The organism is Kitasatospora sp. NPDC049285 (genome assembly GCF_040678815.1).
Classification (GTDB): Bacteria; Actinomycetota; Actinomycetes; order Streptomycetales; family Streptomycetaceae; genus Kitasatospora.
The window spans coordinates 80324-106246 of sequence record NZ_JBFAQR010000016.1 but is presented as its reverse complement, the minus strand read 5'-3'; the positions used below and the strand labels follow the sequence as shown (position 1 = coordinate 106246).

Annotated in this window: 23 protein-coding genes and 1 pseudogene; 4 read left to right on the top strand and 20 right to left on the bottom strand. The window is 71.7% G+C overall.

The features are described from left to right. Nucleotides 1–108: 108 nt before the first annotated feature. Nucleotides 109–855 carry a peptidylprolyl isomerase gene (locus AB0K51_RS13900; protein ID WP_363454017.1) on the top strand — a complete coding sequence of 249 codons (747 nt, stop codon included), beginning with the start codon at nt 109–111 and terminating at the stop codon, nt 853–855. 206 nt (nt 856–1061) lie between these two features. Next, nucleotides 1062–2291 (top strand): DUF349 domain-containing protein, encoded by a 1230-nt coding sequence (locus tag AB0K51_RS13895; protein WP_363454015.1) that lies wholly within the window; start codon nt 1062–1064, stop codon nt 2289–2291. Nucleotides 2292–2357: 66 nt separating this feature from the next. On the opposite strand, the gene AB0K51_RS13890 is transcribed toward AB0K51_RS13895, so the two are convergent. The 17 genes and pseudogenes from AB0K51_RS13890 to pgsA all read right to left on the bottom strand — a co-directional run bounded on the left by AB0K51_RS13890 (nt 2358) and on the right by pgsA (nt 18749). Continuing rightward, nucleotides 2358–3164, bottom strand: a complete 807-nt coding sequence (locus tag AB0K51_RS13890; protein WP_363454013.1) for a hypothetical protein — start codon at nt 3162–3164, stop codon at nt 2358–2360. Nucleotides 3165–3243: 79 nt separating this feature from the next. Beyond that, a pseudogene (locus AB0K51_RS13885) lies at nt 3244–5529 on the bottom strand (bifunctional (p)ppGpp synthetase/guanosine-3',5'-bis(diphosphate) 3'-pyrophosphohydrolase); the annotation flags it as partial. A 195-nt stretch (nt 5530–5724) separates the two neighbouring features. Beyond that, the gene (locus AB0K51_RS13880) at nt 5725–6279 is read right to left on the bottom strand and encodes an adenine phosphoribosyltransferase (RefSeq protein WP_363454011.1); all 555 of its coding nucleotides are present in this window, start codon (nt 6277–6279) and stop codon (nt 5725–5727) included. A 22-nt stretch (nt 6280–6301) separates the two neighbouring features. After that, complete coding sequence (secF, locus tag AB0K51_RS13875; RefSeq protein WP_363454009.1) at nt 6302–7414, bottom strand: protein translocase subunit SecF; 1113 nt, start codon at nt 7412–7414, stop codon at nt 6302–6304. Nucleotides 7415–7417: 3 nt separating this feature from the next. Then, on the bottom strand, nt 7418–9214 hold the full coding sequence (gene secD, locus AB0K51_RS13870) for a protein translocase subunit SecD (RefSeq protein WP_363454007.1): 1797 nt from the start codon (nt 9212–9214) through the stop codon (nt 7418–7420). A 147-nt stretch (nt 9215–9361) separates the two neighbouring features. Then, nucleotides 9362–9751 carry a preprotein translocase subunit YajC gene (yajC, locus tag AB0K51_RS13865; RefSeq protein ID WP_363454005.1) on the bottom strand — a complete coding sequence of 130 codons (390 nt, stop codon included), beginning with the start codon at nt 9749–9751 and terminating at the stop codon, nt 9362–9364. A 207-nt stretch (nt 9752–9958) separates the two neighbouring features. Further along, the gene (gene ruvB, locus AB0K51_RS13860; RefSeq protein WP_363454003.1) at nt 9959–11032 is read right to left on the bottom strand and encodes a Holliday junction branch migration DNA helicase RuvB; all 1074 of its coding nucleotides are present in this window, start codon (nt 11030–11032) and stop codon (nt 9959–9961) included. Nucleotides 11033–11097: 65 nt separating this feature from the next. Further along, nucleotides 11098–11709, bottom strand: coding sequence for a Holliday junction branch migration protein RuvA (gene ruvA / locus AB0K51_RS13855; RefSeq protein WP_363454001.1), 612 nt, complete (start codon nt 11707–11709; stop codon nt 11098–11100). Next, on the bottom strand, nt 11706–12335 hold the full coding sequence (gene ruvC / locus AB0K51_RS13850) for a crossover junction endodeoxyribonuclease RuvC (RefSeq protein WP_363453999.1): 630 nt from the start codon (nt 12333–12335) through the stop codon (nt 11706–11708). Before ruvC ends, ruvA begins: the two co-directional genes overlap by 4 nt. Before the next feature lie 122 nt (nt 12336–12457). Next, nucleotides 12458–13213, bottom strand: coding sequence for a YebC/PmpR family DNA-binding transcriptional regulator (locus AB0K51_RS13845; protein ID WP_363453997.1), 756 nt, complete (start codon nt 13211–13213; stop codon nt 12458–12460). Between the two features lie 79 nt (nt 13214–13292). Then, a complete protein-coding gene (gene pdxT, locus AB0K51_RS13840; RefSeq protein ID WP_363453995.1) occupies nt 13293–13904 on the bottom strand; it encodes a pyridoxal 5'-phosphate synthase glutaminase subunit PdxT in 612 nt (203 codons plus the stop codon). A 114-nt stretch (nt 13905–14018) separates the two neighbouring features. Further along, the gene (pdxS, locus tag AB0K51_RS13835; protein ID WP_363453993.1) at nt 14019–14927 is read right to left on the bottom strand and encodes a pyridoxal 5'-phosphate synthase lyase subunit PdxS; all 909 of its coding nucleotides are present in this window, start codon (nt 14925–14927) and stop codon (nt 14019–14021) included. A gap of 135 nt (nt 14928–15062) precedes the next feature. Next, nucleotides 15063–15608: a hypothetical protein gene (locus AB0K51_RS13830; RefSeq protein WP_363453991.1), complete on the bottom strand. Its 546-nt coding sequence runs from the start codon at nt 15606–15608 to the stop codon at nt 15063–15065. A 22-nt stretch (nt 15609–15630) separates the two neighbouring features. After that, nucleotides 15631–15993 (bottom strand): isomerase, encoded by a 363-nt coding sequence (locus tag AB0K51_RS13825; RefSeq protein WP_363453989.1) that lies wholly within the window; start codon nt 15991–15993, stop codon nt 15631–15633. A 28-nt stretch (nt 15994–16021) separates the two neighbouring features. Continuing rightward, nucleotides 16022–17194 carry a glycosyltransferase family 4 protein gene (locus AB0K51_RS13820; RefSeq protein WP_363454059.1) on the bottom strand — a complete coding sequence of 391 codons (1173 nt, stop codon included), beginning with the start codon at nt 17192–17194 and terminating at the stop codon, nt 16022–16024. Continuing rightward, nucleotides 17191–18084: a phosphatidylinositol mannoside acyltransferase gene (locus AB0K51_RS13815; protein WP_363454057.1), complete on the bottom strand. Its 894-nt coding sequence runs from the start codon at nt 18082–18084 to the stop codon at nt 17191–17193. Before AB0K51_RS13815 ends, AB0K51_RS13820 begins: the two co-directional genes overlap by 4 nt. An 8-nt stretch (nt 18085–18092) precedes the next feature. Then, nucleotides 18093–18749: a phosphatidylinositol phosphate synthase gene (gene pgsA / locus AB0K51_RS13810; protein WP_363454055.1), complete on the bottom strand. Its 657-nt coding sequence runs from the start codon at nt 18747–18749 to the stop codon at nt 18093–18095. Between the two features lie 130 nt (nt 18750–18879). Here pgsA and AB0K51_RS13805 point away from each other — a divergent pair, with 130 nt between their 5' ends. Beyond that, nucleotides 18880–20901 (top strand): elongation factor G, encoded by a 2022-nt coding sequence (locus tag AB0K51_RS13805; RefSeq protein WP_363453987.1) that lies wholly within the window; start codon nt 18880–18882, stop codon nt 20899–20901. A gap of 18 nt (nt 20902–20919) precedes the next feature. Here AB0K51_RS13805 and AB0K51_RS13800 read toward each other — a convergent pair whose 3' ends face one another. Next, on the bottom strand, nt 20920–21342 hold the full coding sequence (locus tag AB0K51_RS13800; RefSeq protein ID WP_363453985.1) for a DUF393 domain-containing protein: 423 nt from the start codon (nt 21340–21342) through the stop codon (nt 20920–20922). Nucleotides 21343–21530: 188 nt separating this feature from the next. On the opposite strand from AB0K51_RS13800, the gene AB0K51_RS13795 reads away from it, so the two are divergent. Next, the gene (locus AB0K51_RS13795; RefSeq protein ID WP_363453983.1) at nt 21531–23174 is read left to right on the top strand and encodes a hypothetical protein; all 1644 of its coding nucleotides are present in this window, start codon (nt 21531–21533) and stop codon (nt 23172–23174) included. A gap of 49 nt (nt 23175–23223) precedes the next feature. Here AB0K51_RS13795 and AB0K51_RS13790 read toward each other — a convergent pair whose 3' ends face one another. Together AB0K51_RS13790 and thrS are read right to left on the bottom strand one after the other, a co-directional pair. Next, entirely contained in the window at nt 23224–23781 is a 558-nt protein-coding gene (locus tag AB0K51_RS13790; RefSeq protein ID WP_363453981.1) for an HIT domain-containing protein, read from the bottom strand. Nucleotides 23782–23859: 78 nt separating this feature from the next. Further along, complete coding sequence (thrS, locus tag AB0K51_RS13785; protein WP_363453979.1) at nt 23860–25839, bottom strand: threonine--tRNA ligase; 1980 nt, start codon at nt 25837–25839, stop codon at nt 23860–23862. Between the last annotated feature and the right edge of the window lie 84 nt (nt 25840–25923).

Here is a 25923-nt window from a genome sequence, read left to right as displayed (position 1 = left end):
TCATCGGGCGCTGATCCCGTACTGACGCACGAGGTCCCTACACTTGGCCGCCGATGGGTGCGATGATCCGCACCACGACAATCCAGGTTCTACTAGGAGACACGGCCGGTGGTCAGCAGCGAACAGCGGCGGCGGCAGCTCGCCCGCGAGAAGTACGAGCGCCAGGTGGAGGCGCGGGCCGCGTCGGACCGCAAGCGCAAGAAGCGCAACGCGATCGTCGCCGGGGCCCTGGCCGTCGTGGTGGCCGCCGGCGCCGGCCTGATCGCCACCGGGGCGTTCGACTCCGACCCGAAGAGTTCCACCCCGGCCGCCGCGCCCACCCCGTCCCAGAGCGCCAAGCACTGGGACAAGGAGCCGGCGATGACCATCGACACCGCCGCGTCCTACTCGGCGACGATGGACACCTCGGCGGGCAAGGTCAGCTTCTCGCTGGACGCCGCGAAGGCCCCGCACACCGTCAACTCCTTCGCCTTCCTGGCGGGTGAGAAGTTCTGGGACGGCACCAAGTGCCACCGCCTCACCACGGACGGCATCTTCGTGCTCCAGTGCGGCGACCCGACCGGCACCGGATCGGGCGGTCCCGGTTACCAGTTCACCGACGAGAACCTGACCGGCGCGACCTACCCGGCCGGCACCGTGGCGATGGCGAACTCCGGCGCGAACACCAACGGCAGCCAGTTCTTCCTGGTCTACAAGGACACTCAACTGCCGCCCAACTACACGCCGTTCGGCAAGATCACGGCCGGTCTGGACGTGCTGCAGAAGATCGCCGCGGCCGGTGTCCAGGGCGGCGGCACCGACGGTCCGCCGGCCACCCCGGTCAACATCACCGGCATCACCGCCGCCAAGGGCTGACCGCCGCGAAAATCGACCGGCGCCGGATGCGGACAGCACCGGCGCTGGTCGCCTATGTTGCTGTTGTATAGGGTGCCCAGACCGTCGGCCGTCACCCTCGGCGCAGCTTTCGACGGCTCGGGACGGCGGGCTTCACCGGTCCGCCGCACATCAACTGTGGACGACGCCCCCGCCCGTGCGGTGTGGCGTCATGTGGAGGAGGCGCTGTGACCAGCGACCCGTGGGGCCGTGTCGACGAGCAGGGGAACGTCTACGTCAGGACGGCCGACGGCGAACGCCAGGTCGGCTCCTGGCAGGCCGGCTCCCCCGAGGAGGCCCTCGCCTACTTCGAGCGCAAGTTCCAGGGCCTGGAGGCGGAGATCGCCCTCCTGGAGCACCGGGTGCGCAAGACCGACCTGGCCGCCAAGGAGGCGCAGACCGCGCTCGACCACCTGCGCGCCCAGGTGGTCGAGGCCCACGCGGTCGGCGACCTGGACGCGCTGGCCAAGCGGCTGGACACGCTGGCCGGTGAGATCGAGTCCCGGCAGAGCGAGCGCAAGGCCGCCCGCGCCAAGGCCCAGGACGAGACCCGCGCCGCCAAGGAGGCGCTGGTCGCCGAGGCCGAGCAGCTGGCCGAGTCCAACCAGTGGCGGGAGGCCGGCGACCGGCTGCGCGCCCTGGTGGACAACTGGAAGGCGCTGCCGCGGCTGGACCGCAAGAGCGACGACGAGCTGTGGCACCGCTTCTCGCACGCCCGCTCGGTCTTCTCCAAGCACCGCAAGTCGCACTTCGCGGCGCTCGACTCGGAGCGCGAGTCGGCCCGCGCGGTGAAGGAGAAGCTGGTCGCCGAGGCCGAGGCGCTCTCCAACTCCACCGAGTGGGGCCCGACCGCCGCCGCCTACCGCGACCTGATGGCGCAGTGGAAGTCCGCCGGCCGCGCCCAGCGGGACGCGGAGGAGGAGCTGTGGGCCCGCTTCCGCGGCGCCCAGGACGTCTTCTTCCAGGCCCGGTCCTCCGCGTTCTCCGAGCGTGACGCCGAGCAGGGCGAGAACCAGAAGGCCAAGGAGGCCCTGCTGGTCGAGGCCGAGGCGATCCTCCCGATCACCGACCTGAAGGCCGCCAAGGCCGCGCTGCGCGGTGTCGCCGAGCGCTGGGAGGCCATCGGCCACGTCCCGCGCGACGCCCGTCCGAAGCTGGACGGCCGGCTCGCCACGGTCGAGCGGGCGATCCGCGAGGCCGAGGAGGCCGAGTGGCAGCGCTCCAACCCGGAGGCCAAGGCCCGCGCCACCGGCATGACCAGCCTGCTGCAGGCCGCCGTCGACAAGCTGCAGGCCGACCTGGACAAGGCCCGCGCGGCCGGCAACGCGTCCAAGGTCGCCAAGCTGGAGGCCGACCTGGCGGGCCGTCAGGCGCTGCTCGACCAGGCCCAGAAGTCGCTGCAGGAGTTCTCCTCCTGACCGCACCGCCAGGGGCCCCGTCCGCGCGCCACGGACGGGGCCCCTGCGCGTTCCCGCGGACGGGGCTCAGACGGTCGAGGGCGAGGAGCCGGGCGTCAGCTCGTTCAGGTCGACCGTCTCGTTCGGCCCGGGCGTGGCGGACGGCACCGGGGTGCCGAAGTCGGTGAAGTCCACCGCGCCCGCGCTCTTCTCCAGCCGCAGCGGCACCGGCGCGCCGGCCGTGGCCACGTACAGCGTGCCGGGCTCGCCGTCCGAGCTGCCGCTGACCGGGACGGCGGGCAGGCCGCGCAGGGTGGTGGCGGCGCCGGTGGTGAGCGAGGCGGTGTCGGAGCCGAGCTGGTCGGCCAGGGCGCCGAGGTCGCAGAGGCTGCCGAGCTCGCCGAAGTCGGGGTCGTCGACGGTGGTCTTCAGGTAGCGGTCGCCGACCAGGTCGGCGATCCCGGCGCCGCCGTGCGCGTCCCAGAACACCCGGTCTGGCTTGACCCAGAGCTGCTGCCCGGCCTTCACCAGCTTGAATCCGCCCTCGCCGCCGAGGCCGAGGCTGCCGTTGCAGTTGCCGGCGGTGTCCAGCCGCAGGTCCAGGGTGATCGTCTGGCCCAGCGCCTCGACCGTGCCCGCCGCCCGTACCGCGTGGGCGTCCCGCAGCGCCTGCGAGGCGCGCTGCACGATGTCCGCGGCGGGCAGCTGTGCCACGCCGTTGTCGCCCGCGGTCGCGGCGCCCTGCGAGGCGGCCGCCGCCGAGGCGGAGACCGCGGCGGAGCTGTGGCTCGGGGTCGGGCCCTTGGCCCACCCGTCCGAACCGGTGCCGCACCCGGCGACCAGCGCGGCCACCGCCACGCCCGCCGCCGCCGTCACCAGCCGAGTCCCAGTCACACTGCCTCCCGAAATGCCGACCGCCCCCACCCGGCCAGTCTCGGCGGGGTGGGGGCGGGCGGCGACCGGAGCGCCGGGCCTACTTGCGGGCGGAGGTCACCCGGTACACGTCGTAGACGCCCTCCACGCCGCGGACCGCCTTCAGCACGTGCCCCAGGTGCTTGGGGTCGCCCATCTCGAAGGTGAACCGGCTCATCGCCACCCGGTCGCGGGAGGTCTGCACGGCCGCCGAGAGGATGTTGACGTGCTGGTCGGAGAGCACCCGGGTGACGTCGGACAGCAGGCGGGAGCGGTCCAGCGCCTCCACCTGGATGGCCACCAGGAAGACCGAGGACTGGGTGGCCGCCCACTCGACCTCGATCATCCGCTCGGGCTGCTGCTGCAGGGACTCCACGTTGACGCAGTCCGCGCGGTGCACCGAGACTCCGTTGCCGCGGGTGACGAAGCCGACGATCGGGTCGCCCGGCACCGGCGTGCAGCAGCGCGCCAGCTTCACCCAGACGTCGTCCACGCCCTTGACGATCACGCCCGGGTCGCCCTTGGCCCGGCGGCGCATCGCCCGCGGCTGGTGCGACGGGGTGGCGGTCTCGGCGAGGTCCTCGACCGCGCCCTCCTCGCCGCCCATCGCCTGGACCAGCTTCTGCACGATCGCCTGCGCCGCGACGTGGCCCTCGCCGATCGCCGCGTACAGCGAGGAGATGTCCGGGTAGCGCATCTCGTGGGCCAGCGTGACCAGCGAGTCCCCGGTGAGGATCCGCTGGATCGGCAGGCCCTGCTTGCGCATCGCCCGGGCGATCGCCTCCTTGCCCTGCTCGATCGCCTCCTCGCGGCGCTCCTTGGAGAACCAGGCGCGGATCTTGTTCCGGGCCCGCGGCGACTTCACGAAGCTCAGCCAGTCCCGGGACGGACCGGCGTTCTCCGCCTTGGAGGTGAACACCTCCACCGTGTCGCCGTTCTCCAGCGTCGACTCCAGCGGCACCAGCCGGCCGTTCACCCGGGCGCCGATGCAGCGGTAGCCGACCTCGGTGTGCACCGCGAACGCGAAGTCCACCGGGGTGGCCTGCGCGGGCAGCGCTATCACGTCGCCCTTCGGGGTGAAGACGAACACCTCGTTGCTGGACAGGTCGAAGCGCAGCGACTCGAGGAACTCGCTGGGGTCCTCGGTCTCCTTCTGCCAGTCCAGCAGCTGCCGCAGCCAGGCCATCTCGTTGACCGCGTCGGCCTTGTCGTGCCGGCCGTGCACCGGCGTGTCGGTGCGCACCTTGGACGCGCCCGCCACCGCCCGCTGCTTGTACTTCCAGTGCGCGGCGATGCCGTACTCGGCGCGGCGGTGCATGTCGAAGGTGCGGATCTGCAGCTCGACCGGCTTGCCGCCGGGACCGATCACCGTGGTGTGCAGCGACTGGTACATGTTGAACTTGGGCATCGCGATGTAGTCCTTGAACCGCCCCGGCACCGGGTTCCACCGCGCGTGGATGGTGCCCAGCGCCGCGTAGCAGTCGCGGACGGTGTCGACCAGGACCCGGATGCCCACCAGGTCGTAGATCTCGGCGAAGTCCCGGCCCCGGACGATCATCTTCTGGTAGACCGAGTAGTAGTGCTTCGGACGGCCCGTCACCTGCGCGGTGATCCGCGCCCCGCGCAGGTCGCCCTGCACCTGGTCGATCACGGTCGCCAGGTACTCGTCGCGCTTCGGGGCGCGCTCGGCCACCAGCCGGACGATCTCGTCGTACATCTTGGGGTAGAGGATGGCGAAGGCCAGGTCCTCCAGCTCCCACTTGATGGTGTTCATGCCCAGCCGGTGCGCCAGCGGGGCGTAGATCTCCAGCGTCTCGCGGGCCTTCTTCTCCTGCTTCTCCCGCTTCAGGTACCGCATCGTGCGCATGTTGTGCAGCCGGTCGGCGAGCTTGATCACCAGGACCCGCGGGTCCTTGGCCATCGCCACGACCATCTTGCGGACGGTCTCCGCCTGCGCGGCCTCGCCGAACTTCACCCGGTCCAGCTTGGTCACGCCGTCGACCAGCAGCGCCACCGAGTCGCCGAAGTCCCGCCGCAGCGTCTCCAGCCCGTAGTCGGTGTCCTCCACGGTGTCGTGCAGCAGGCCGGCCATCAGCGTCGGCGCGTCCATCCCCAGCTCGGCCAGGATGGTCGCGACCGCCAGCGGGTGCGTGATGTACGGGTCGCCGCTCTTGCGCTTCTGCCCGCGGTGCCACTTCTCGGCGACCGCGTACGCGCTCTCGATGTCCTTCAGCAGCGCCGGGTCGGCCTTCGGGTCGCCCGCCCGGATGGTCCGGAACAGCGGCTCCAGCACCGGGTTGACCGTGGAACTGCGCTGACCGCCCAACCGCGCAAGGCGAGCCCGCATCCCGCCGGGCGAAGGACGGGAACTGGCAGTCGCAGCCGTGGGCACAACCTCGTCGGGCAAGGACACTCCTACCTGGACACGGATCAACCTTCATCGTACCGGCGGCGGGAGGGTCGATCGCTGACCGGAACGCCGCCTAGCAGAAAGCCGCCCGCGAACAGGATCTGTTCCCGGGCGGCTCTCAGGGCCGATCCGTCACACCAGCACCAGCGTCTCCAACGGCGCGCCGTGCAGGTGCGAAACCAACCGCTCGCGCCCCGGGAGGAAACCGAGCTCCATCAGGACCACCACGCCGACCAGCTCCGCGCCGGCCTCCTGCACCAGGTCGAGGGAGGCCGCGATGGTCCCGCCGGTGGCCAGCACGTCGTCGACGACCAGCACCTTCTCACCGGGCTCGAACGCGTCGCACTGCACCTCCAGCGTCGCCGACCCGTACTCCAGGTCGTACGAGCGGGCGAACACCTCGCCGGGCAGCTTGCCCTTCTTGCGGATCGGCACGAAGCCGAGCCCGGCCGCGAAGGCCGCGGGGGCGGCCAGCACGAACCCCCGCGCCTCCAGTCCGACCACCTTGGTGGCGCCGAGTTCCTTCGCCCGGGCGGCCAGCGCCCGGGTGAGCGCGCCGAACGCCTCGGCGTCGGCGAGCAGCGGGGCGATGTCCTTGAACAGCACACCCGGCTTGGGGTAGTCGGCGACGTCCCGGATCCGGCTGGTGAGCAGCTCGGCCAGGGCGGGGTCGGTGGTGGAGGTCACGGGGGTTCCTTAGGCGAGGACGTCAGCGCTTGCCGGACGGGCGTCCCTTGTTGCGGGAGCGGCTGACCGGCTGGTTACGCTGTCCGACCATACCGGCCGCCACCTCGTCCTCGGCGTCGTCGTCCGCGTCGAGGGTCTCGCCGCGGGCCTCCGCCTCGGCCGCGGCCTTGGCCTCGGAGGCGCGGCGCTGGGCGACCCGCTTGGCGAGCGCCTTCATGTCCGGGGTCTGCTCCTTGAGCTGCGCGAGCAGCGGGGTGGCGACGCAGATCGAGGAGTAGGCGCCGGCCGCGAGGCCGATGAAGAGGGCGAGCGAGATGTCGTTCAGGGTGCCCGCGCCGAGGATGCCGCCACCGATGAACAGCAGGGCGGAGACCGGGAGCAGGGCGACGACCGTGGTGTTGATGGAGCGCACCAGGGTCTGGTTGAGGCCGTGGTTGGCGGCCTCGCTGTAGGTGCGGCGGCTCTGCTTGGTCAGGCCCCGGGTGTTCTCCTTCACGGTGTCGAAGACGACGACCGTGTCGTAGAGCGAGTAGCCGAGGATGGTCAGGAAGCCGATCACGGTGCCCGGGGTGACCTCGAAGCCGACCAGGGCGTAGACGCCGATGGTGATCAGGAGGTCGTGGATCAGGGCGACCAGGGCGGCCATCGCCATCCGCCACTCGAAGGCGATCGCCATGTAGACGGTGACCAGGACCATGAAGATGATCAGGCCGGTCAGCGCCTTCTTGGAGATGTCCTGACCCCAGGAGGGGCCGATCACCTGGGCGTTGACGTCCTTCTCCTGGACGCCGACGGCCTCCGAGAACTGCTTGGTGAAGGTGGTCGCCGAGATCGAGGACTCGGCGCTGATCTGCACCCGGACGTCGCCCTTGTCGGTGGTCTGCACCAGCGCGGTGTTCGAGTTGATGATCTTGTTGGCGGCGTCCTTGGCCTGGGAGACCGTCAGTCCGGGCTTGTGCACGGTGTACACCGAGCCGCCCTTGAACTCGATGCCCAGGTGCAGGCCCATCGCCAGGCCGATCGCGGCGACCAGGACGATCACGCCGGAGATCGAGTACCAGATCTTCCGCTTGCCGACGAAGTCGAACGAGATCTCGCCCTGGTAGAGCCGGTGACCGATGTTGCGGAGCGACATGGGTCAGACCTCCTGGGTCTGGGACGGGGCCGGACGGCGGCGGGAGCCGCGGATCGGCGACCGGGCGCCGAGCCGCTTCGGGTCCAGGCCGGACCACGGGTGGCCGCTGGCGAAGAACTTGGTGCGCGCCAGCAGGGTGATCAGCGGCTTGGTGAACAGGAAGATCACCACGACGTCGAGCAGGGTGGTCAGGCCGAGGGTGAACGCGAAGCCCTGGACCTTGCCGACCGAGACCAGGTACAGCACCGCGGCACACAGGAAGGAGACGAAGTCCGAGACCAGGATGGTGCGTCGGGCGCGCGGCCAGGCGCGCTGCACACCGGCCCGCAGCTGGGCGCCCTCGCGGACCTCGTCGCGGATGCGCTCGAAGTACACGATGAAGGAGTCCGCGGTGATGCCGATCGCGACGATCGCGCCGCAGACCGCGGGCAGGTTCAGCGCGAAGCCGATGCCCGCGCCGAGCAGGCTCATGATCGCGTAGGTGAGGACCGCGGAGACCACCAGACCGCCGATCGAGACCAGGCCGAGGCCGCGGTAGTAGATCAGCGAGTACAGGACCACCAGGGCCATGCCGATCAGACCGGCGATCAGACCGGCCTTCAGCTGCTCGGAGCCGAGCTGCGGGGAGACGGTGGTGACGTCGCTCTTCACGAAGTCCAGCGGGAGCGCGCCGTAGCTGAGCACGTTGGCCAGCTCCTTGGCGTCCTGCTGGGTGAAGGAGCCGGAGATCACGGCGCTGCCGCCGCTGATCGACTCCTTCACGTACGGGTGCGAGACGACCTGGCCGTCCAGCACGATCGCGAACTGGTTGGCCGGGGTGGCCTGGGTGGCGAGCTTGCCGGTGGTGTCGGCGAAGGCCTTGGAGCCGGCGTCGTCGAAGGACAGCTGAACCATCCAGCCGGAGCCGTTCTGGGTGTCGAAGACGGCCTGCGCCTTGGAGACGTCCGAGCCGTTCACCGAGACACCGCCGAGCGCGAACTTGTACCAGAGGCCCTGCTCGGCGTTGTACGAGCAGGCCACGGTGGCCGCGTTCGGGTCGTTGCTCTTCTGGTAGTTGAGGCGCTGCGCCTGGTTCGAGCAGTCCAGCGCGGTGAACTGCTGCTGCAGCTCGGCCGGGACGGTGCCCTGGGTCATCGCGGCGCTCATGTCGGCGGCGCTCGGGGCGGACGCGGCGGCGCTCGGCGCACCGGAGGCGGCGGCCGAGGGGCTGCCCGAGGCGGGCGCGGAGGCGGAGCTGCTCGGGTCGGCCTGCAGGGCGCCGGAGAGCGCGCGGCCGGCCTTGGAGGCGGAGGCGCTCGGCGAGGCGGAGCCCGCACCCGCGGACGCGGCGGCGCTCGCGCTCGGCGAGGAGCCGGCGGCCGGCGAGCCGGAGGCCGGGGCGGACGGCGAGGGCTGCGCCTGCACGCCGGTCGGGGCCAGGGCCAGCACCGGGCGGAAGTAGAGCTTGGCGGTGTCGCCGACCTTGTCGATCGACTGCTGCGTGTTACCACCGTCGGGGATGTTGACGATGATGTTGCTGTTGCCCTGCGTCTGGACCTCAGCCTCGGACACGCCCATGCCGTTGACGCGCTTCTGGATGATCCCGACCGCGATGTCCAGGTTGGACTTGTTGATGGCGGCGGGGTCGTCCGACTTGGCGGTCAGCGTGACGCTGGTGCCACCGGCGAGGTCGATACCGAGACGCGGCTTGGTGTAGCCCGTCCCGAACATGAGGGCCACCAGTCCGACGGTGACCACCAGGATGAGCGCCAGCGCCCGCCCCGGGTATCCGTCGCGCGACCGCGACTTGGGTGTTGCCACCTTGCTCGTTTCTCCCTGTCCATGCCGCCCCGCGACCGGCCACCGGCCCCGCGCGGGGCGGAGCCGGAGGAGGCGGACGCACGACGGCCCAAGAGGTCCTGTGGGCTTGCGGCGGATTGCCGCCGGTCGAGGGTGACCCCGACCGTACTACTTGCTCTCGGGAGCCTCACCGTCGGCCGGGGCGTCGTCCTTGGCGAGGCTCAGCGGCTTCTCGTCCGCGTCCTCGGCCTCGACGGCCTCCGGCTCGGCGTCCTCGGCGGGACGACCGTTGATGATCGCGTCGTACTCCAGCGGCTCCAGGACGGCCGCGATGGCGCCCTTGGTGTAGTGCGCGACGACGCCGGGAGCGATCTCCAGCTCGACGGTCTCCTCGTTGACCGCCTTGACCAGGGCGTACATGCCGCCGATGGTCCGCACGCCCGAACCCGCCTGCAGCGCCGTCTGCATGGTCTGCTGCTGCGCCTGGCGCTTCTTCTGCGAGCGGAACATCAGGAAGATCGCCAGGAGCGGGAGGATGAGGATGATGAGGTTAGCCACAGCCAGGGTCCTTTACGGCCGCCCTGCAGGCGGCCAGTGCGTGTACGTCGGCCCGTCGGGTGAGAGGGGCGGTCCGGCGGAGTCTAGGCGACCCGCACTGAACGGACAACGCCAAGCATGCCAGTGCGCCGCCGAAAGTGGCGAGCCTTGGCATGCACATAATCCCTGGATAAGGAGCACCGGTCCGCTCCCGCCCGCCCCGGGACTTCACTCCTGCCCGTCGGCCCACAGTTCGCTCTGCGCCGGACGCGGCGCGCGGACCGCCTGCGGCGGGGTCAGGCCCAGGTGCTGCCAGGCCGCGGCGGTGGCGATCCGGCCCCGCGGGGTGCGCGCCAGCAGTCCCTCGCGCACCAGGAACGGCTCCGCCACCTCCTCGACCGTCTCGGCCTCCTCGCCGACCGCGACCGCCAGCGTGGACAGGCCCACCGGGCCGCCGCCGAACAGCTTCAGCAGCGCCTCCAGCACCGCCCGGTCCAGCCGGTCCAGGCCGCGGGCGTCCACCTCGTACACCTCGAGCGCCCGCTCGGCGATCTGCCGGGTGACCAGCCCGTCGTGCCGGACCTGCGCGAAGTCCCGGACCCGGCGCAGCAGCCGGTTGGCGATCCGCGGCGTGCCGCGCGAGCGGCCGGCGATCTCCGCCGCGCCGGCCGGGTCGATGTCCACGTCGAGCAGGCCCGCCGAGCGGTGCACCACCCGCTCCAGCTCGGCCGGGGCGTAGAACTCCATGTGCCCGGTGAAGCCGAAGCGGTCGCGCAGCGGCGGCGGCAGCAGGCCGGCCCGGGTGGTCGCGCCGACCAGGGTGAACGGCGGCAGCTCCAGCGGGATGGCGGTCGCCCCCGGGCCCTTGCCGACGATCACGTCGACCCGGAAGTCCTCCATCGCCATGTAGAGCATCTCCTCGGCCGGCCGGGACATCCGGTGGATCTCGTCGAGGAACAGCACCTCGCCCTCGCTCAGCGAGGAGAGGATCGCCGCCAGGTCCCCGGCGTGCTGGATGGCCGGGCCCGAGGTGATCCGGATCGGGGCGCCCAGCTCCGCCGCGATGATCATCGACAGGGTGGTCTTCCCCAGCCCGGGCGGACCGCTCAGCAGCACGTGGTCGGGGGCCGCCCCGCGCTTGCGGGCCGCCTGCAGCACCAGCGACAGCTGCTCGCGCACCCGTTCCTGCCCGATGAACTCGTCCAGCAGCTTCGGCCGCAGCGCCGCCTCCACCGCCTGGTCCTCGCCGTCGGCGGACGCCGCCACCAGACGGTCAACGGGATCGGACTCGTACGGGGTCATCGGGAACGGCTCTCCAATGTCGACATGATGACTGATCGTCAGGTTGCTCTAGCGCCCTTCGACGCTCAGCGGGTGCGGTTCAGCCCCCGCAGCGCGAGCCGCAGCAGCGCGCCCACGTCCGGATTGGCCTGCGCCTGCGCCTCCGGCGTCACCGCGGCCACCGCCTCGTCGGCCTCCCGCGGAGCGTAGCCCAGCCCCACCAGAGCCGCGTGCAGCTGGTCCTGCCAGGGCGCCGGGCCCGAGACGATCGGCTTCTGCGCGGGCACCGTGCCGTGCGGCGCCCCCAGCTTGTCCTTGTACTCCAGCAGCAGCTTCGCCGCCTTCGCCTTGCCGATCCCCGGCACCGCGATCAGCGACTTCTCGTCCCCGCTCGCCACCGCCACCCGCAACGCCTCGGGCGAGTGCACCCCGAGGATCGCCTGCGCCAGCTTCGGCCCGACCCCCGGCGCGGCCTGCAGCACCTCGAAGGTGGCCCGCTCGTCGTCGTCCACGAACCCGAACAGCGTCAGCGAGTCCTCCCGCACCACCAGGGAGGTCGACAGCCGCGCCACCTCCCCCACCCGCAGGGTCGCCAGCGTTGTGGGCGTGCACTGCACCGCCATCCCGACGCCGCCCACCTCCACCACGGCCACCCCGTGTCCCACCACTGCGACGGGCCCCTGGACAAAGGCGATCATGGCGCTTGCTCCCTCTCGATGGTTCCGGCGGCTGCGGGCGGTCGCCCGTCAGGGCCGCTGTGCTCGGACGCCCCGCGCCCCTGCTGGTTGACCCGGCCGTGCCAGGACCCCCCGGTGCCGTGCGCCCGGATCGCCGCCGTCAGGCGGTTCGTGCTGCCGCCGCGCCAGATGTGACAGATCGCCAGCGCGAGCGCGTCCGCGGCGTCGGCGGGCTTGGGCGGGGCGTCCAGCCGCAGCAGCCGGGTCACCATCGCCGTCACCTGCGCCTTGTCGGCCCGCCCGGAGCCGGTCACCGCCGCCTTGACCTCGCTCGGCGTGTGCAGGGTGACCGGGATGCCGCGCCGGGTGGCGCACAGCACCGCGACCGCCGAGGCCTGCGCCGTGCCCATCACGGTGCGGACGTTGTGCTGCGCGAACACCCGCTCCACCGCGACGAGTTCGGGCGAGTAGTGGTCGAGCCACTCCTCCAGCCCCTGCTCGATCCGGAGCAGTCGCGGGCCGATCTCGTCCTCCGCCGGGGTGCGCACCACGCCGACCCCGAGCATCTTCAACTGCCGCCCGGGCAAGCCCTCGACCACCCCGACACCGCACCTGGTCAGTCCGGGGTCCACGCCCAGCACCCGCACAGCCCCGCCTCTCTCCGACCGCCCGACCTGCGCAGGCTACCGCCAGGCACCGACAACCGGCCCCGGACACGCCTCCGCCCGGCGGCCGCGAGGGGCCGCCGGGCGGAGAAGCCGACGGACGGTCAGGCGTCCAGCTCGGCCATGATCTCGTCCGACACGTCGAAGTTGGCGAAGACGTTCTGCACGTCGTCGCTGTCCTCGAGGGCGTCGATCAGCTTGAAGATCTTGCGGGCGCCGTCGGCGTCCAGCTCCACCTGCATGCTGGGCACGAAGTTGGCGTCGGCGGAGTCGTAGTCGATGCCGGCGTCGACCAGGGCGGTGCGCACGGCGACCATGTCGGTGGCCTCGGACATCACCTCGAAGGCCTCGCCCAGGTCGTTGACCTCCTCGGCGCCGGCGTCCAGCACGACGTCCAGGATCTTGTCCTCGTCCACGCCGTCGGCCTTGGGGACGATCACCACGCCCTTGCGGGTGAACAGGTAGGAGACCGAGCCCGGGTCCGCCATGTTGCCGCCGTTGCGGGTCATCGCGACGCGGACGTCGGAGGCCGCGCGGTTGCGGTTGTCGGTGAGGCACTCGATCAGGACGGCCACGCCGTTCGGGCCGTAGCCCTCGTACATGATCGTCGAGTAGTCGGCGCCGCCTGCCTCGGCACCGGAACCGCGCTTGACGGCGCGGTTGATGTTGTCGATCGGGACGGAGCTCTTCTTGGCCTTCTGGATGGCGTCGTAGAGCGTGGGGTTGCCCGCGGGGTCGCCGCCGCCGGTGCGCGCCGCCACCTCGATGTTCTTGATCATCTTGGCGAAGAGCTTGCCGCGCTTGGCGTCGATCACGGCCTTCTTGTGCTTGGTGGTAGCCCACTTAGAGTGGCCGGACATCGCCAGCTCCTTTTCGTCGCCAACAGGGAAATGAACAGGGGAGATCTTACCGGTGCCGCCACCCTGAGGTGGCGCACGGTCACCGCGCGGCAGCCTCGACCATGCGGACGAAGTACTCGTGCACCCGGTGGTCGCCGGTCAGCTCCGGGTGGAACGAGGTGGCCAGCAGGTTGCCCTGGCGGACGGCGACGATCCGGGCGTCCGGGCCGTCGGCGGCCGGGACCTCGGCCAGCACCTCGACGCCCGCGCCGACCGCCTCGACCCACGGGGCCCGGATGAAGACGCCGGTGACCGGGTCGCCGGGCAGCCCGGCGAACGGGATCGCGGTCTCGAAGGACTCGTTCTGCCGGCCGAACGCGTTGCGCCGCACCGTCATGTCGATGCCGCCGACGGTCTCCTGGTCGTCCCGGCCGTCGAGGATCTTGTCGGCCAGCATGATCATCCCTGCGCAGGTGCCGTAGACCGGCATGCCGGCCGCGACCCGCGCGCGCAGCGGGTCCATCAGGCCGAACAGCACGGCCAGCTTGGAGATGGTGGTGGACTCGCCGCCCGGCATCACCAGGGCGTCGACCTCGGCGAGCTCCTCGGGGCGGCGGACCGGGCGGGCCAGCGCGTCGGCGGCGGCGAGCGCGACCAGGTGCTCGCGGACGTCGCCCTGGAGGGCCAGGACTCCGATGGTGGGGGTGCTCACGGTCTACTACCTCAATCGCTTGGAGAAGATTCGGATCCGGACCGCTCCACGGCGCGGCCCGCCGCGCCAGTTCCTCACGCAGCGGGCCGTCGTGCAGCGATCACCAGTCGGCGACTACCAGCCGCGGTTGGCGTAGCGCTCCGACTCGGGCAGCGTGTCGCAGTTGATGCCGACCATGGCCTCGCCCAGGTTGCGGGAGGCGTCCGCGATGATCTTCGGGTCGTCGTAGAAGGTGGTGGCCTTGACGATGGCCGCGGCGCGCTTGGCCGGGTCGCCGGACTTGAAGATGCCGGAGCCGACGAACACGCCCTCGGCGCCGAGCTGGCGCATCAGCGCGGCGTCGGCCGGGGTGGCCACGCCACCGGCGGAGAACAGCACGACCGGCAGCTTGCCGAGCTCGGCGACCTCGCGGACCAGCTCGTACGGGGCGCGCAGCTCCTTGGCGGCGGCGTACAGCTCGTTGTTGTCGAAGCCGCGCAGCTTGGCGATCTCGTTCTTGATCTGGCGCAGGTGGCGGACGGCCTCGACCACGTTGCCGGTGCCGGCCTCGCCCTTGGAGCGGATCATGGCCGCGCCCTCGGCGATCCGGCGCAGCGCCTCACCGAGGTTGGTGGCACCGCAGACGAAGGGGGTGGTGAAGGCCCACTTGTCGGAGTGGTTGACCTCGTCGGCCGGGGTCAGCACCTCGGACTCGTCGATGTAGTCGACGCCGAGCGACTGCAGGACCTGGGCCTCGACGAAGTGGCCGATGCGGGACTTGGCCATCACCGGGATGGAGACCGCGGCGATGATCTCCTCGATCATGTTCGGGTCCGACATGCGCGCCACGCCGCCGTCCTTGCGGATGTCCGCGGGGACCCGCTCCAGGGCCATGACGGCCACCGCGCCCGCGTCCTCGGCGATCTTGGCCTGCTCGGCGTTGACCACGTCCATGATCACACCGCCCTTGAGCTGCTCGGCCATGCCGCGCTTCACGCGGGCGGTGCCGATCTGCTGGTCTGCGGTGGTGGGGGTGGTGGACACGTAAGACCTCACTCAGAGATGAACCGGTGCTATCGACCCATCGTAGGCCCGGGTTGGTCCCGACCCATGTGCCACATGGTCCAGGCCCGCCCTCGGCATACGACAAACAGGCCAGGGAAGGAAACAGCGCTCAGCCTACGCGGGTGCGCCCTCGGGCGTGAGCGCGGTCGGCGGCTCGTCGTCCATTTCGAAGGCCATCGGGAACGGCGCGCGCCCCGCCAGCCGGAAGTAGCGCACCAGCCGGTGCTCGCGCACGGCCCGCGCGGCACGCACCGCGTCGTTGTGGAAACGGCGCGCCATCGGCACCCGGCGCACCGCCTCCACCAGGTCCCGGACCGCCTCCGCGCCGCCGGGCGCCGCCCGCAGCGCCGCGACCTGCTGCGGCTCGTCCAGCACCGCGCGCAGCGCCAGGCTGAGCTCGCTCTCGGCGACCTCGCGCTGCTCGTCCTCGGCCTGCCGGGCCGCGTGCGCGGCCTCCAGCAGCAGGATCGAGGCGGCCGGGTCGAGCAGCGAGGAGGTGGCCAGCTCCATCGCCACCGAGGCCCGGCGGACCAGTTGCGCGTCCAGCGAGGCCCGGGCGGCGTCGATCCGGGCGTGCAGGCGGTCGAGCCGGCCGGCCGTCCAGCTGAGGTAGACGGCGAACAGCACGACGGCCGCGATGGCCCAGATCCAGGTAGTCACGGGGCGTTACGGTACCGGGTCGTCAGCCGCCCAGCGTGACCGAGCGGTAGGCCCGCCGGTCCAGCTCGGCGACCGCGACGTTGGCCTGCACCGGCAGCGGGGCGCCGCCCAGGTAGTCCGGCAGCGCGGCCAGCACCGCCTCGCTGAGCGCCGCCTTCGCCTCCTCGCTGCGGCCCGGGAAGATCCGGAACTCGATCGACACCAGCCCGTAGGTCTCGGTGTCCGCGCCGACCACGGCCTCCTCGGTGCGCCGGAACCAGGCCTTGCAGCTCTCCGGCTTGGCGTCGATCAGCTTCACCGCGAGCCGGTTCAGCGCCAGCCCGAAGCCGCGCCGGTCGAAGGCGTCGGCGAGCCGGTCGGTGTAGTCGACGGTGATCAGCGGCATGGCAGTGCCTCTCGGAGCAGGAAGGGGGTCATCGGCCGAGACGCGTCCGCCACCCGGACGGTTCGGCCTCGGCGACCGGCGGGCGCCCGTCGGTCACGGTCTCGTACACCGACAGCACCTCGGCGCCGACGGTCTCCCAGTCGAAGCGCCGCACGTGCCGCGAGGCGGCCTCGCGCAGCTCGACCAGCCGCTCGGGGCTGCCCAGCAGCTTCAGCGCGGTGGCGGCCAGCGCGTCGGCGTCCTCGACCGGGAACAGCTCGCCGGCCGCGCCGCCGTCCAGCACCTGCCGGAACGCGTCCAGGTCGCTGGCCAGCACCGGGGCGCCCGCCGACATCGCCTCCACCAGGATGATCCCGAAGGACTCGCCGCCGGTGTTCGGCGCCACGTACAGGTCGACGCTGCGCAGCAGCCGGGCCTTGTCCCGGTCGGAGACCATGCCGAGGAACTCCACCCGCTCGCGCACCGCGGCCGGCAGGCCCTCGACGGCCTCCTCCTCGTCACCCTTGCCGGCCACCAGCAGCCGCACCCCGGGCCGTTCGGCGAGGATCCGGGGCAGCGCGGCGAGCAGCGTGGGCAGGCCCTTGCGCGGCTCGTTGATCCGGCCGATGAAGCCGATGGTGCCGGGCCCGCCGTCCAGCGCGTTGCCCTGCCAGCGCGGCTCCGGCTCGGCGTCGGCGAAGAAGGTCACGTCCACGCCGTTGGGGATCACCACCGCGTCGCCGCCGAGGTGCTCGACCAGGGTGCGCCGGGCGTACTCGCTGACCGCGATCCGCGCCGACATCTTCTCCAGGCCGGGCTGCAGGATCGGCGAGGCCGCGATCATCGCCCGCGAGCGCGGGTTGGAGGTGTGGAAGGTCCCCACCATCGGCCCGGACGCCGCCCAGGCCGCCAGCATCGACAGGCTCGGCGAGTTCGGCTCGTGCACGTGCAGGATGTCGAACCGGCCCTCGCGCAGCCACCGCCGCACCCGCGCCGCCGACAGGATCCCGAAGCTCAGCCGCGCCACCGACCCGTTGTACGGCACCGCGACGGCCCGCCCCGCCGAGACCACGTACGGCGGCAGCGCGTCCTCGTCCTCCGCCGGTGCCAGCACCGACACCTCGTGCCCCAGCCGGATCAGGTGCTCCGCCAGGTCCCGGATGTGGAACTGCACCCCGCCGGGCACGTCCCAGTCGTACGGGCAGACCACGCCGATCCTCAACTCTCGGCCCTCCGCGACGTCAGGTCGGCCAGCCACAGCTTCTGCAGCATGTGCCAGTCCGCCGAGTGCTCGCGGATCGCCTCCGCCCACACGTCGGCCATCGCCTGGGTCATCTCGGCGACCTGGACCTTGCCGTCGCCCACTCCGGACGGCGCGATCTCGGGGTGGATCTCGGCCCGCATCAGCGGCCCGTCGTACCAGAGCGACACCGGGAACAGCGCCGCGCCGGTGCGCTGCGCGAGCATCGCCGGGCCGGCCGGCATCCGGGTCGGCTCGCCGAAGAAGTCCACCGGGACGCCCGCCGCCGAGAGGTCCCGGTCGCCGACCAGGCAGACCAGCTTGCCCTCGCGCAGCCGCCGCGCCAGCGTCCCGACCACCGACACGTCGGAGCCGGTCAGCGCCAGCACCTCCATGCCGAGGCTCTCCCGGTACGCCACGAACCGGTCGAACAGCGACTCCGGCTTCAGCCGCTCGGCGACCGTGGTGAACGGGTACCCGCCGGCCGAGGCGATCCACGCGCCGGCCAGGTCCCAGTTGCCCATGTGCGGCAGCGCCAGCACCGCGCCGCGGCCGGCCGCCATCGCCTCGTTCAGCTGCTCCAGGCCCTTGACCGGCATCGCCTGCGCGATCCGCTCCAGGCTCCAGGTCTGCAGCCGGAACGACTCCATCCAGTACCGCAGGTACGAGCGCATCCCGGCCCGGGACAGCTCTCTCAGCCGGATCCCGTCCGCGTCCGGATGCACCCGCGACAGGTTGGCCTCGAGCTGCCGCACCCCCTTGCCCTGCCGCCGCCACGCCACGTCGGCGATGACGTTGAACAGGCCGCGGGCCACCGGCTCGGGCAGGTGCCGGAGCCCCGCCCAGCCCGCCGCGTAGGCCCCGTCCACCAACCGGTCCTTCACTTGACCCCCTCGGCGGCCGCCGCCGCGTCCAGCTCGGCCGCCTCCCGACGCACCGTCAGCATCCGCTGCGCCACCGTCACCAGGCTGCCCGCCGCGACCACCCACAGGGCGATCGGCAGCAGCCACTCGATGTACGGCACGCCGAACTTGTGCAGCCCCGCGAAGCCGGCCGCCACCAGGCTGATCACCAGCCGCTCGGCGCGCTCCACCAGCCCGGACACGTTCACCGGGAAGCCCAGCGACTCGCCCCGCGCCTTGGTGTAGGACACCACCTGGCCGCTGGCGAGGCAGAAGATCGCCACCGCGCAGAGGATGTCGTTGTGCCCCTGGCCCGCGTACCACATGGCCAGGCCGCCGAAGATCGCCGCGTCGGCGACCCGGTCCAGCGTCGAGTCCAGGAACGCGCCCCACTTGCTGGAACGCCCGGCCTGGCGGGCCATGTTGCCGTCGACCAGGTCCGAGAAGATGAACAGCGTGACGGTGACCGTGCCCCAGAAGAACTCGCCACGCGGGAAGAACACCAGCGCACCGGCCACCGAACCGGCGGTGCCGATCAGCGTCACGGCATCCGGACTGACGCCCCAGCGGAGCAGCAGGGCGGCGAACGGGGTGAGGACACGTGTGAAGAAGGCACGCGCGTACTTGTTGAGCATGGCCTTCCGGTCCACTCCGATTTCCTCCGGTCCGCACCCGCGACCCCCAGGGTCCAGCGGGCGACCGCGCGGATGGACCCGCTCGGCTGGACAATGGTATCCACGCTGATCGCGCGGCAGGAGGCCAGCCATGCCGGACCGGACAGCCCACACCCCCGCACCCCTCGTCGACCGACCCGACCGGCTCCGCAACGTGGCCCTGGTCGGGGCCGGCGGAGCCGGTAAGACCACCCTCGCCGAGGCACTCGCCCTCGTCACCGGCGCCCTGACCAGGGCCGGAACCGTCCCCGACGGCACCACCGCCGCCGACTGGGAGGAGATCGAGCACCAGCAGCAGCGCTCCGTCCAGCTCGCACTGCTCCCGCTCGCCTGGCAGGACGTCAAGATCAACCTGCTGGACGCCCCCGGCTACTCCGACTTCGGCGGCGAACTGCAGGCCGCGCTGCGCGCCGCCGAGGCCGCGGTCTTCGTGCTCTCGGCCGCCGACGACGAACTCCCCCGCCCGGTCCGGGCGCTGTGGCAGCAGTGCGAGGCCGAACACGTCCCGCGGGCCGTCCTGCTCACCCACCTCAACACCGCCCGGGTCCGCCTGGACGACGTGGTCGCCAACCTCCAGCAGGCCCTCGGCAGCCCCGACACCGTCCTGCCGCTGCACCACTACGACCTGCGCGACGGCCGCCTGCACGGCTCCGTCGAGCTGCTCACCGGCCGCCGCTACGGCGACCCCGCCGACCCCGGCGACCTCGGCGAGCGGCGCGCCCGGCTGGCCGAGGCGCTGGCCGGCGAGGACGACGCGCTGCTGGAGCGCTACCTCGAGGGTGAGGAACTCGACACCGCCGCACTCACCGCCGCCGTCCGCCGCGAGTTCCTGGCCGGCACCCTGCACCCGGTGCTCGCCGCCTCCCCCGCACCCGACCCGGCCGGCTGCGAGCAGCTGCTCGACCTGATCGCCGCCGCCTTCCCCTCCCCCGCCGACCGCGCCGACGGCCTGCCCGCCGCCGACCCCGCCGGAGCGCTCACCGCCCAGGTCGTGCACACCGGCGAGGACCCCTACCTGGGCCGGCTCAGCCTGCTCCGGGTCTTCACCGGCACCCTGCGCCCCGACACCACCGCCCACCTGCCCGGCGGCCCCGACGAGCGCATCACCGCGCTGACCAGCCCGTTCGGCCACCAGCTCCGCCCGGTCCCGCAGGCCATCGCGGGCGACCTGGCGACCGTCGCCAAACTCGCCGCCGCCCGCACCGGCGACACCCTCGGCACCGACCACACCGTGCTGCCGCCCTGGCCGCTGCCCGAGGCGCTGCTGCCCACCGCGATCGAGGCGCACTCCAAGGCCGACGAGGACAAGCTCTCCCAGGCCCTCGGCAGGCTCGCCGCCCAGGACCCCGCCCTGCACGTCGAACAGAACCCCGACACGCACCAGATGGTGCTCTGGTGCACCGGCGAGGCCCACCTCGCGGTCACCCTCGACCGGCTGCGCACCCGGCACGGCGTCCACGTCGACGCCGTCCCCTACCAGGTGGCGCTGCGCGAGACCTTCGGCGGCACCGCCAGCGGGCACGGACGGCACGTCAAGCAGTCCGGCGGCCACGGCCAGTTCGCGATCTGCGACCTCACCGTCGAACCGCTGCCCGGCGGCGGCTTCGAGTTCGTCGACCACGTGGTCGGCGGCGCCGTCCCGCGCAACTTCATCCCGTCCGTGGAGAAGGGCGTCCGCGCCCAACTCGCCCACGGCATGCACGGCCACCCGATGACCGACGTCCGGGTCACCCTGACCGACGGCAAGGCGCACTCCGTCGACTCCTCCGACGCCGCCTTCCAGACCGCCGCCGCGATGGCCCTCAAGGAGGCCGCCGAGCACACCGAACTCCGGGTCCTGGAACCGGTCGACGAGGTCCGCGTGCTGCTCCCGGACGAGTACCAGGGCGCCGTGCTCAGCGACCTCTCGGCCCGCCGCGGCCACGTCCTCGGCACCGAGGTCGGCGGCCCAGGCATGAGCCTGGTGCGCGCCGAGGTCCCCGAACTCGAACTCACCCGGTACCCGCTCGACCTGCGCTCGCTGTCGCACGGAACCGGCCAGTTCACCCGCAGCTACCTGCGGCACGCCCCGATGCCCGCCGGCCTCGCCGCGCAGTACAGCACGGTGGGCTGACCTGCTGCTGACGGACCCTCAGGACCGGCGGGGCAGCGCGCAGGCCGGAGTGCCGCCCGGCATCCGGTCGCGGTGCCGGGCGACCCAGCGGTACACCAGCTCCGCGACCGGACGCACCGGCGCCAGCGCCAGCAGGCCGCCGACCCACGCCCACAGCCCGCCCGAGCGCATCAGCAGTCGGGCCACCGCCTGCGCCCCGCCGTACACCTGACGGTTCGGCGTGATCCACAGCACCTCCCGGCCGGCCCGCTCCGCGGTGACCTCCCCGTCGGTGAACGCCGCCAGCGCCGCCAGGTCCGCGAACTGGAACGGCACCGCGTCCCATCCCGCCGAGGACAGGCTCGCCCGCGGGTAGCGCTCGGCCCAGCGCACGCAGCTGGAACAGAACGCGCAGTCGCCGTCGTACAGCAGGACCGGATCCGGTGCATACGAAGTCGTCATGCCGCGATCCTCCCGCTCCCCCGTACCCGGTCGCAAACCCGGTGCGTCGATGTCCCCACCACGGGGCAACATCACTCGGAAACCCCCGCACGCGGCCGAGATGTGACCCAGGATCAGACGATGATCCGCGCGGTCCGGCCGGCGCGCGGTAACCTGCCGCAGACGATCAGGGAGGAGGAGCTGCACAGGTGACTCAGCTCGATATGACGCCGGGCGCGCAGATACCCCGGACGGACGTCGGGAACCAGACCGCGGTCACCCAGGCGTTCTCCTCCGCCGCCTACCGTGACGCCGACTACCACGCACTGGAAGGCCTCGAAGGGCTCACGCTCAAGAAGGGCAAGTTCGAGCTCTTCCGGCCGAGCGCCGGCGAGGCGTTCAGCCGCGCCCTGATCGACCGCACCCTCGGCGGCACGCGCAAGCCGCTGGTGCCGTCCTTCGGCACCGACGTCCGGATGGTCGTCGAACACTGCCTGGCCGCCCAGGACCTCCGCGAGGCGCGCGACCGCCGGCTCTCCACCATCAGCGTGCTGTGCGGCGTGCTGTTCCTGCCCGGCACCCTGGTCTGGCTCGCCGCCTACCAGGCCCGGGCCTGGCTCGGCACCAAGAAGTCCGCCGCGCAGGACGGCTTCATCGGCACCCTCGCCCTGATCGCCGCGATCGGCCTGGCCCTGCTGCTGGCGCTCCGCCCGCCCTTCGGCGGCCTGCTCGGCCTCTACTGCCGGGTCGTGATGATCGGCCCCGCGCTCGGGTGGTACCTCGCCAAGCGCACCGTCGTCGCCAGCGTCATGCAGCAGCGCGCCCGCTGGGGCGACCTGGTCGGCGGCAGCGCGGTCGCCGCCGTCGTCCCCAAGGCCGTCCCCAAGGACCACCTCGACAAGAAGGCCAACCTGCTCAAGGCCGCGCTCGACCGCCTCACCACCGAGCAGGCCACCAACATCCAGCACTACGCGGGCCCCAAGGGCATCCTGGGCGTCGGCAAGCGCTGGGGCGAGTGGAGCCTGCGGGAGAACCTCAAGCCCGCCGAGGGCCACCAGGACTTCCGTTCCTTCCACGTCTGGGACCTGGCCCGCAAGATCGCCGAGCGCCTCAACGGCCTGTCCGGCAGCGAGGTCCCCAACGGGGGCATGCCCAAGCCGCAGATCTACCAGTGGGTGCTCAAGGACATCTCCGAGGGCGCCGACGAGATCGAGCGCCCGTCCGGCGCCGACATGGACGGCGACCGGATGCGCGACTTCGCGGTCCAGGAGATCGCCAACAAGCAGACCTTCGGCACCGACACCCGCCACCGGGTCGCCCTCCAGTACGTCACGCACAAGGGCCAGTTGGTCACCACCATGCTGGTCGAGATCGTGGTCCTCTCGCACAACCTCCAGGTCCACGTCACCGCGCACGCCCTCGGCCCGATCGCCGGGTACTTCGGCGCCAAGCCCAAGGTCCCGGAGAAGGACGTCCCCAAGACGCTCCGCTTCTGGGAGAACCGCACCGTCCAGCTGCCGATCGTCACCGACGACGAGGTGGTCCGGCAGGCCGTCCGGGCCCCGTTCCACAAGATCCCGACCCTGCTCACCTGGCTCGGCGGCTCGGTCGGCTTCCCCGAACCGTTCTGCCTCCGCCAGGCCTGGACCGACCCCACCTGGAACAGCCGCTTCAAGTCCGACGACGCGCTCTACGCCACCTCGCCCGTCGTCAGCGCCATCCACGCCGCGGTCATGGAGTTCCTGGAGGAGCACGACATCTCCACCGACCGGTTCACCAACCGCTCGAACATCATCGGCTCCGAGATCCAGAGCACCCGCCCGTACCGCGCCGACAAGTACGACGCCGGATAGCCGAGAAGGGGCGCGGGGGTCCGGAAACCCTCGCGCCCCTTCCGCCGGCTCAGACCGGCCAGGCCTCGGCCAGCATCTTGCGGGTGTCCGCCAGCAGTTGCGGCAGCACCTTGGTGTGCCCCACCACCGGCATGAAGTTGGTGTCGCCACCCCACCGCGGCACCACGTGCTGGTGCAGGTGTGCCGCGATCCCCGCACCCGCGGCCGCCCCCTGGTTCATCCCGATGTTGAACCCGTGCGCCCCGGACGCCGCGCGCAGCGCCGCCATCGCCTTCTTGGTGAACTCCGCCAGCTCCGCCGTCTCCGGCCCGTCGAGCTCGGTGTAGTCCGCCACGTGCCGGTACGGCACCACCATCAAGTGCCCGCCGTTGTACGGGTACAGGTTCAGCACCGCGAACACGGACGCCCCGCGCGCGACGATCAGCCCGTCCTCGTCGCTCAGCTTCGGGATCGAGCAGAACGGGCAACCGTCGTCCGGAGCCGGCCCGGTGGGCTTGTTCTCGCCCTGGATGTACGCCATCCGATGTGGTGTCCACAGACGCCGGAAGCCGTCCGGCTCCCCCACGCCCCGCTGAAGTTCCGGCTCACTCGTCATGCTGGCCAGCATATTCGCCGAACCCGTCGCGCAAAGCCGTGCGGGGCAGACTCCGCAAGGAGACCGCCCCGCACCTCAGCCGTCGACGGCTCAGATCTGCACCCGGCTGCGCACCGCCTCGACGATCTCGGCGATCGCCTCCGCCTTCGGCACGCCGTTCTTCTGCTCGCCGTTGCGGTACCGGAACGACACCGCGCCGGCCTCGACGTCGTCGTTGCCCGCGATCAGCATGAAGGGGATCTTCTCCTTCTGCGCGTTGCGGATCTTCTTCTGCATCCGGTCGTCCGAGGCGTCCACGTCCACCCGGATCCCGTGCTTCTTCAACTCGGCCGCCACGTCGAGCAGGTACGGCACGTGCTCGTCGGTGATCGGGATGCCGACCACGGTGACCGGCGCCAGCCACGGCGGCATCGCACCGGCGTAGTGCTCCAGCAGCACCGCGAAGAACCGCTCGATCGAGCCGAACAGCGCACGGTGGATCATCACCGGCCGCTGCCGCGAGCCGTCGGCCGAGGTGTACTCGAGGTCGAAGCGCTCGGGCAGGTTGAAGTCCAGCTGCACGGTGGACATCTGCCAGGTCCGGCCGATCGCGTCCTTCGCCTGCACCGAGATCTTCGGGCCGTAGAAGGCCGCGCCGCCCGGGTCCGGCACCAGCGGCAGGCCCTGCTTCTCGGCGACCGCCGCGAGCACCGCGGTGGCCTCCTCCCAGGCCTCGTCGCTGCCGACGAACTTCTCCGGGTCCTTGGTGGACAGCTCCAGGTAGAAGTCGTTCAGGCCGTAGTCGCGCAGCAGGCCGAGGACGAAGGTCAGCGTCTTGTCGAGCTCCTCCGCCATCTGCTCGCGGGTGCAGTAGATGTGCGCGTCGTCCTGCGTGAAGCCGCGGGCCCGGGTCAAGCCGTGCACGACGCCGGACTTCTCGTACCGGTACACGGTGCCGAACTCGAAGAGCCGCAGCGGCAGTTCACGGTAGGAGCGGCCGCGCGCGTCGAAGATCAGGTTGTGCATCGGGCAGTTCATGGGCTTGAGGTAGTAGTCCGTGCCCTCGTCCAGCTGCATGGGCGGGTACATCCCGTCCGCGTACCAGTCGAGGTGGCCGCTCTTCTCGAACAGCTTCCCCTTGGTGGCGTGCGGGGTGTAGACGAACTCGTAGCCCTCCTCCTCGTGCCGCTTGCGCGAGTAGTCCTCCATCGCCCGGCGGATGATGCCGCCCTTGGGGTGGAAGACGGCGAGGCCGGAGCCGATCTCCTCCGGGATGGAGAACAGGTCGAGTTCGGTGCCGAGCTTGCGGTGGTCGCGCTTGGCGGCCTCCTCGAGGAACTCCAGGTGCGCCTTGAGCTCTTCCTTGGTGGGCCACGCGGTGCCGTACAGGCGCTGCAGCATCGGGTTCTTCTCGCTGCCGCGCCAGTACGCGGCGGCCGAGCGCATCAGCTTGAACGCCGGGATGTGCCGGGTGCTCGGCAGGTGCGGGCCGCGGCAGAGGTCGCCCCAGCACAGCTCGCCGGTCTTCGGGTCGAGGTTGTCGTAGATGGTGAGCTCGCCCGCGCCCACCTCCACGTCGGCGCCCTCGCCGGCCGTGGCGGCCGAGCCCTTGAGCCCGATCAGCTCCAGCTTGTAGGGCTCCTTGGCCAGTTCCTCGAGGGCGGCCTCGTCGGTGACCACCCGGCGGGAGAACTTCTGCCCGCGCTTGATGATCTCCTGCATCTTCTTCTCGACGGCCTTCAGGTCGTCCGGGTGGAACGGCCGCTCGACGTCGAAGTCGTAGTAGAAGCCGTCCTTGACCGGCGGGCCGATGCCGAGCTTGGCCTCCGGGAAGACCTGCTGGACGGCCTGGGCCATCACGTGCGCGGTGGAGTGCCGCAGGATGTCGAGGCCGTCGGGGCTGGAGATCTCGACCGGCTCGACCTCGTCGCCGTCCTGGACGGCGTACGCGAGGTCCTTGAGCTGGCCGCCGACCCGGGCGGCGATCACGGCGCGGTCGTCGGCGAAGAGCTCGGCGGCCGTAGTGCCCGTGGTCACCACGCGCTCTTCCCGATCGGGTTCGCGGTTGATGATGATCCGGACGTCCGTCACCGGTCTCTCCTGACGTTCTGGCTACCGTGGCGCAGCACAGCGCTGCGTGTGCATGGTACCGAGCCGGGCCCCCTCCCCGTCGCC

Excerpts from the sequence above, each read along its gene's own strand:
- secF (WP_363454009.1), bottom strand. The coding sequence starts at position 7,414 with ATGTCGCTCCGCAACATCGGTCACCGGCTCTACCAGGGCGAGATCTCG.
- ruvB (WP_363454003.1), bottom strand. The coding sequence starts at position 11,032 with ATGACCCCGTACGAGTCCGATCCCGTTGACCGTCTGGTGGCGGCGTCC.
- ruvA (WP_363454001.1), bottom strand. The coding sequence starts at position 11,709 with ATGATCGCCTTTGTCCAGGGGCCCGTCGCAGTGGTGGGACACGGGGTG.
- AB0K51_RS13845 (WP_363453997.1), bottom strand. The coding sequence starts at position 13,213 with ATGTCCGGCCACTCTAAGTGGGCTACCACCAAGCACAAGAAGGCCGTG.
- AB0K51_RS13825 (WP_363453989.1), bottom strand. The coding sequence starts at position 15,993 with ATGCCGCTGATCACCGTCGACTACACCGACCGGCTCGCCGACGCCTTC.
- pgsA (WP_363454055.1), bottom strand. The coding sequence starts at position 18,749 with ATGCTCAACAAGTACGCGCGTGCCTTCTTCACACGTGTCCTCACCCCG.
- AB0K51_RS13805 (WP_363453987.1), top strand. The coding sequence starts at position 18,880 with ATGCCGGACCGGACAGCCCACACCCCCGCACCCCTCGTCGACCGACCC.
- AB0K51_RS13800 (WP_363453985.1), bottom strand. The coding sequence starts at position 21,342 with ATGACGACTTCGTATGCACCGGATCCGGTCCTGCTGTACGACGGCGAC.
- AB0K51_RS13790 (WP_363453981.1), bottom strand. The coding sequence starts at position 23,781 with ATGCTGGCCAGCATGACGAGTGAGCCGGAACTTCAGCGGGGCGTGGGG.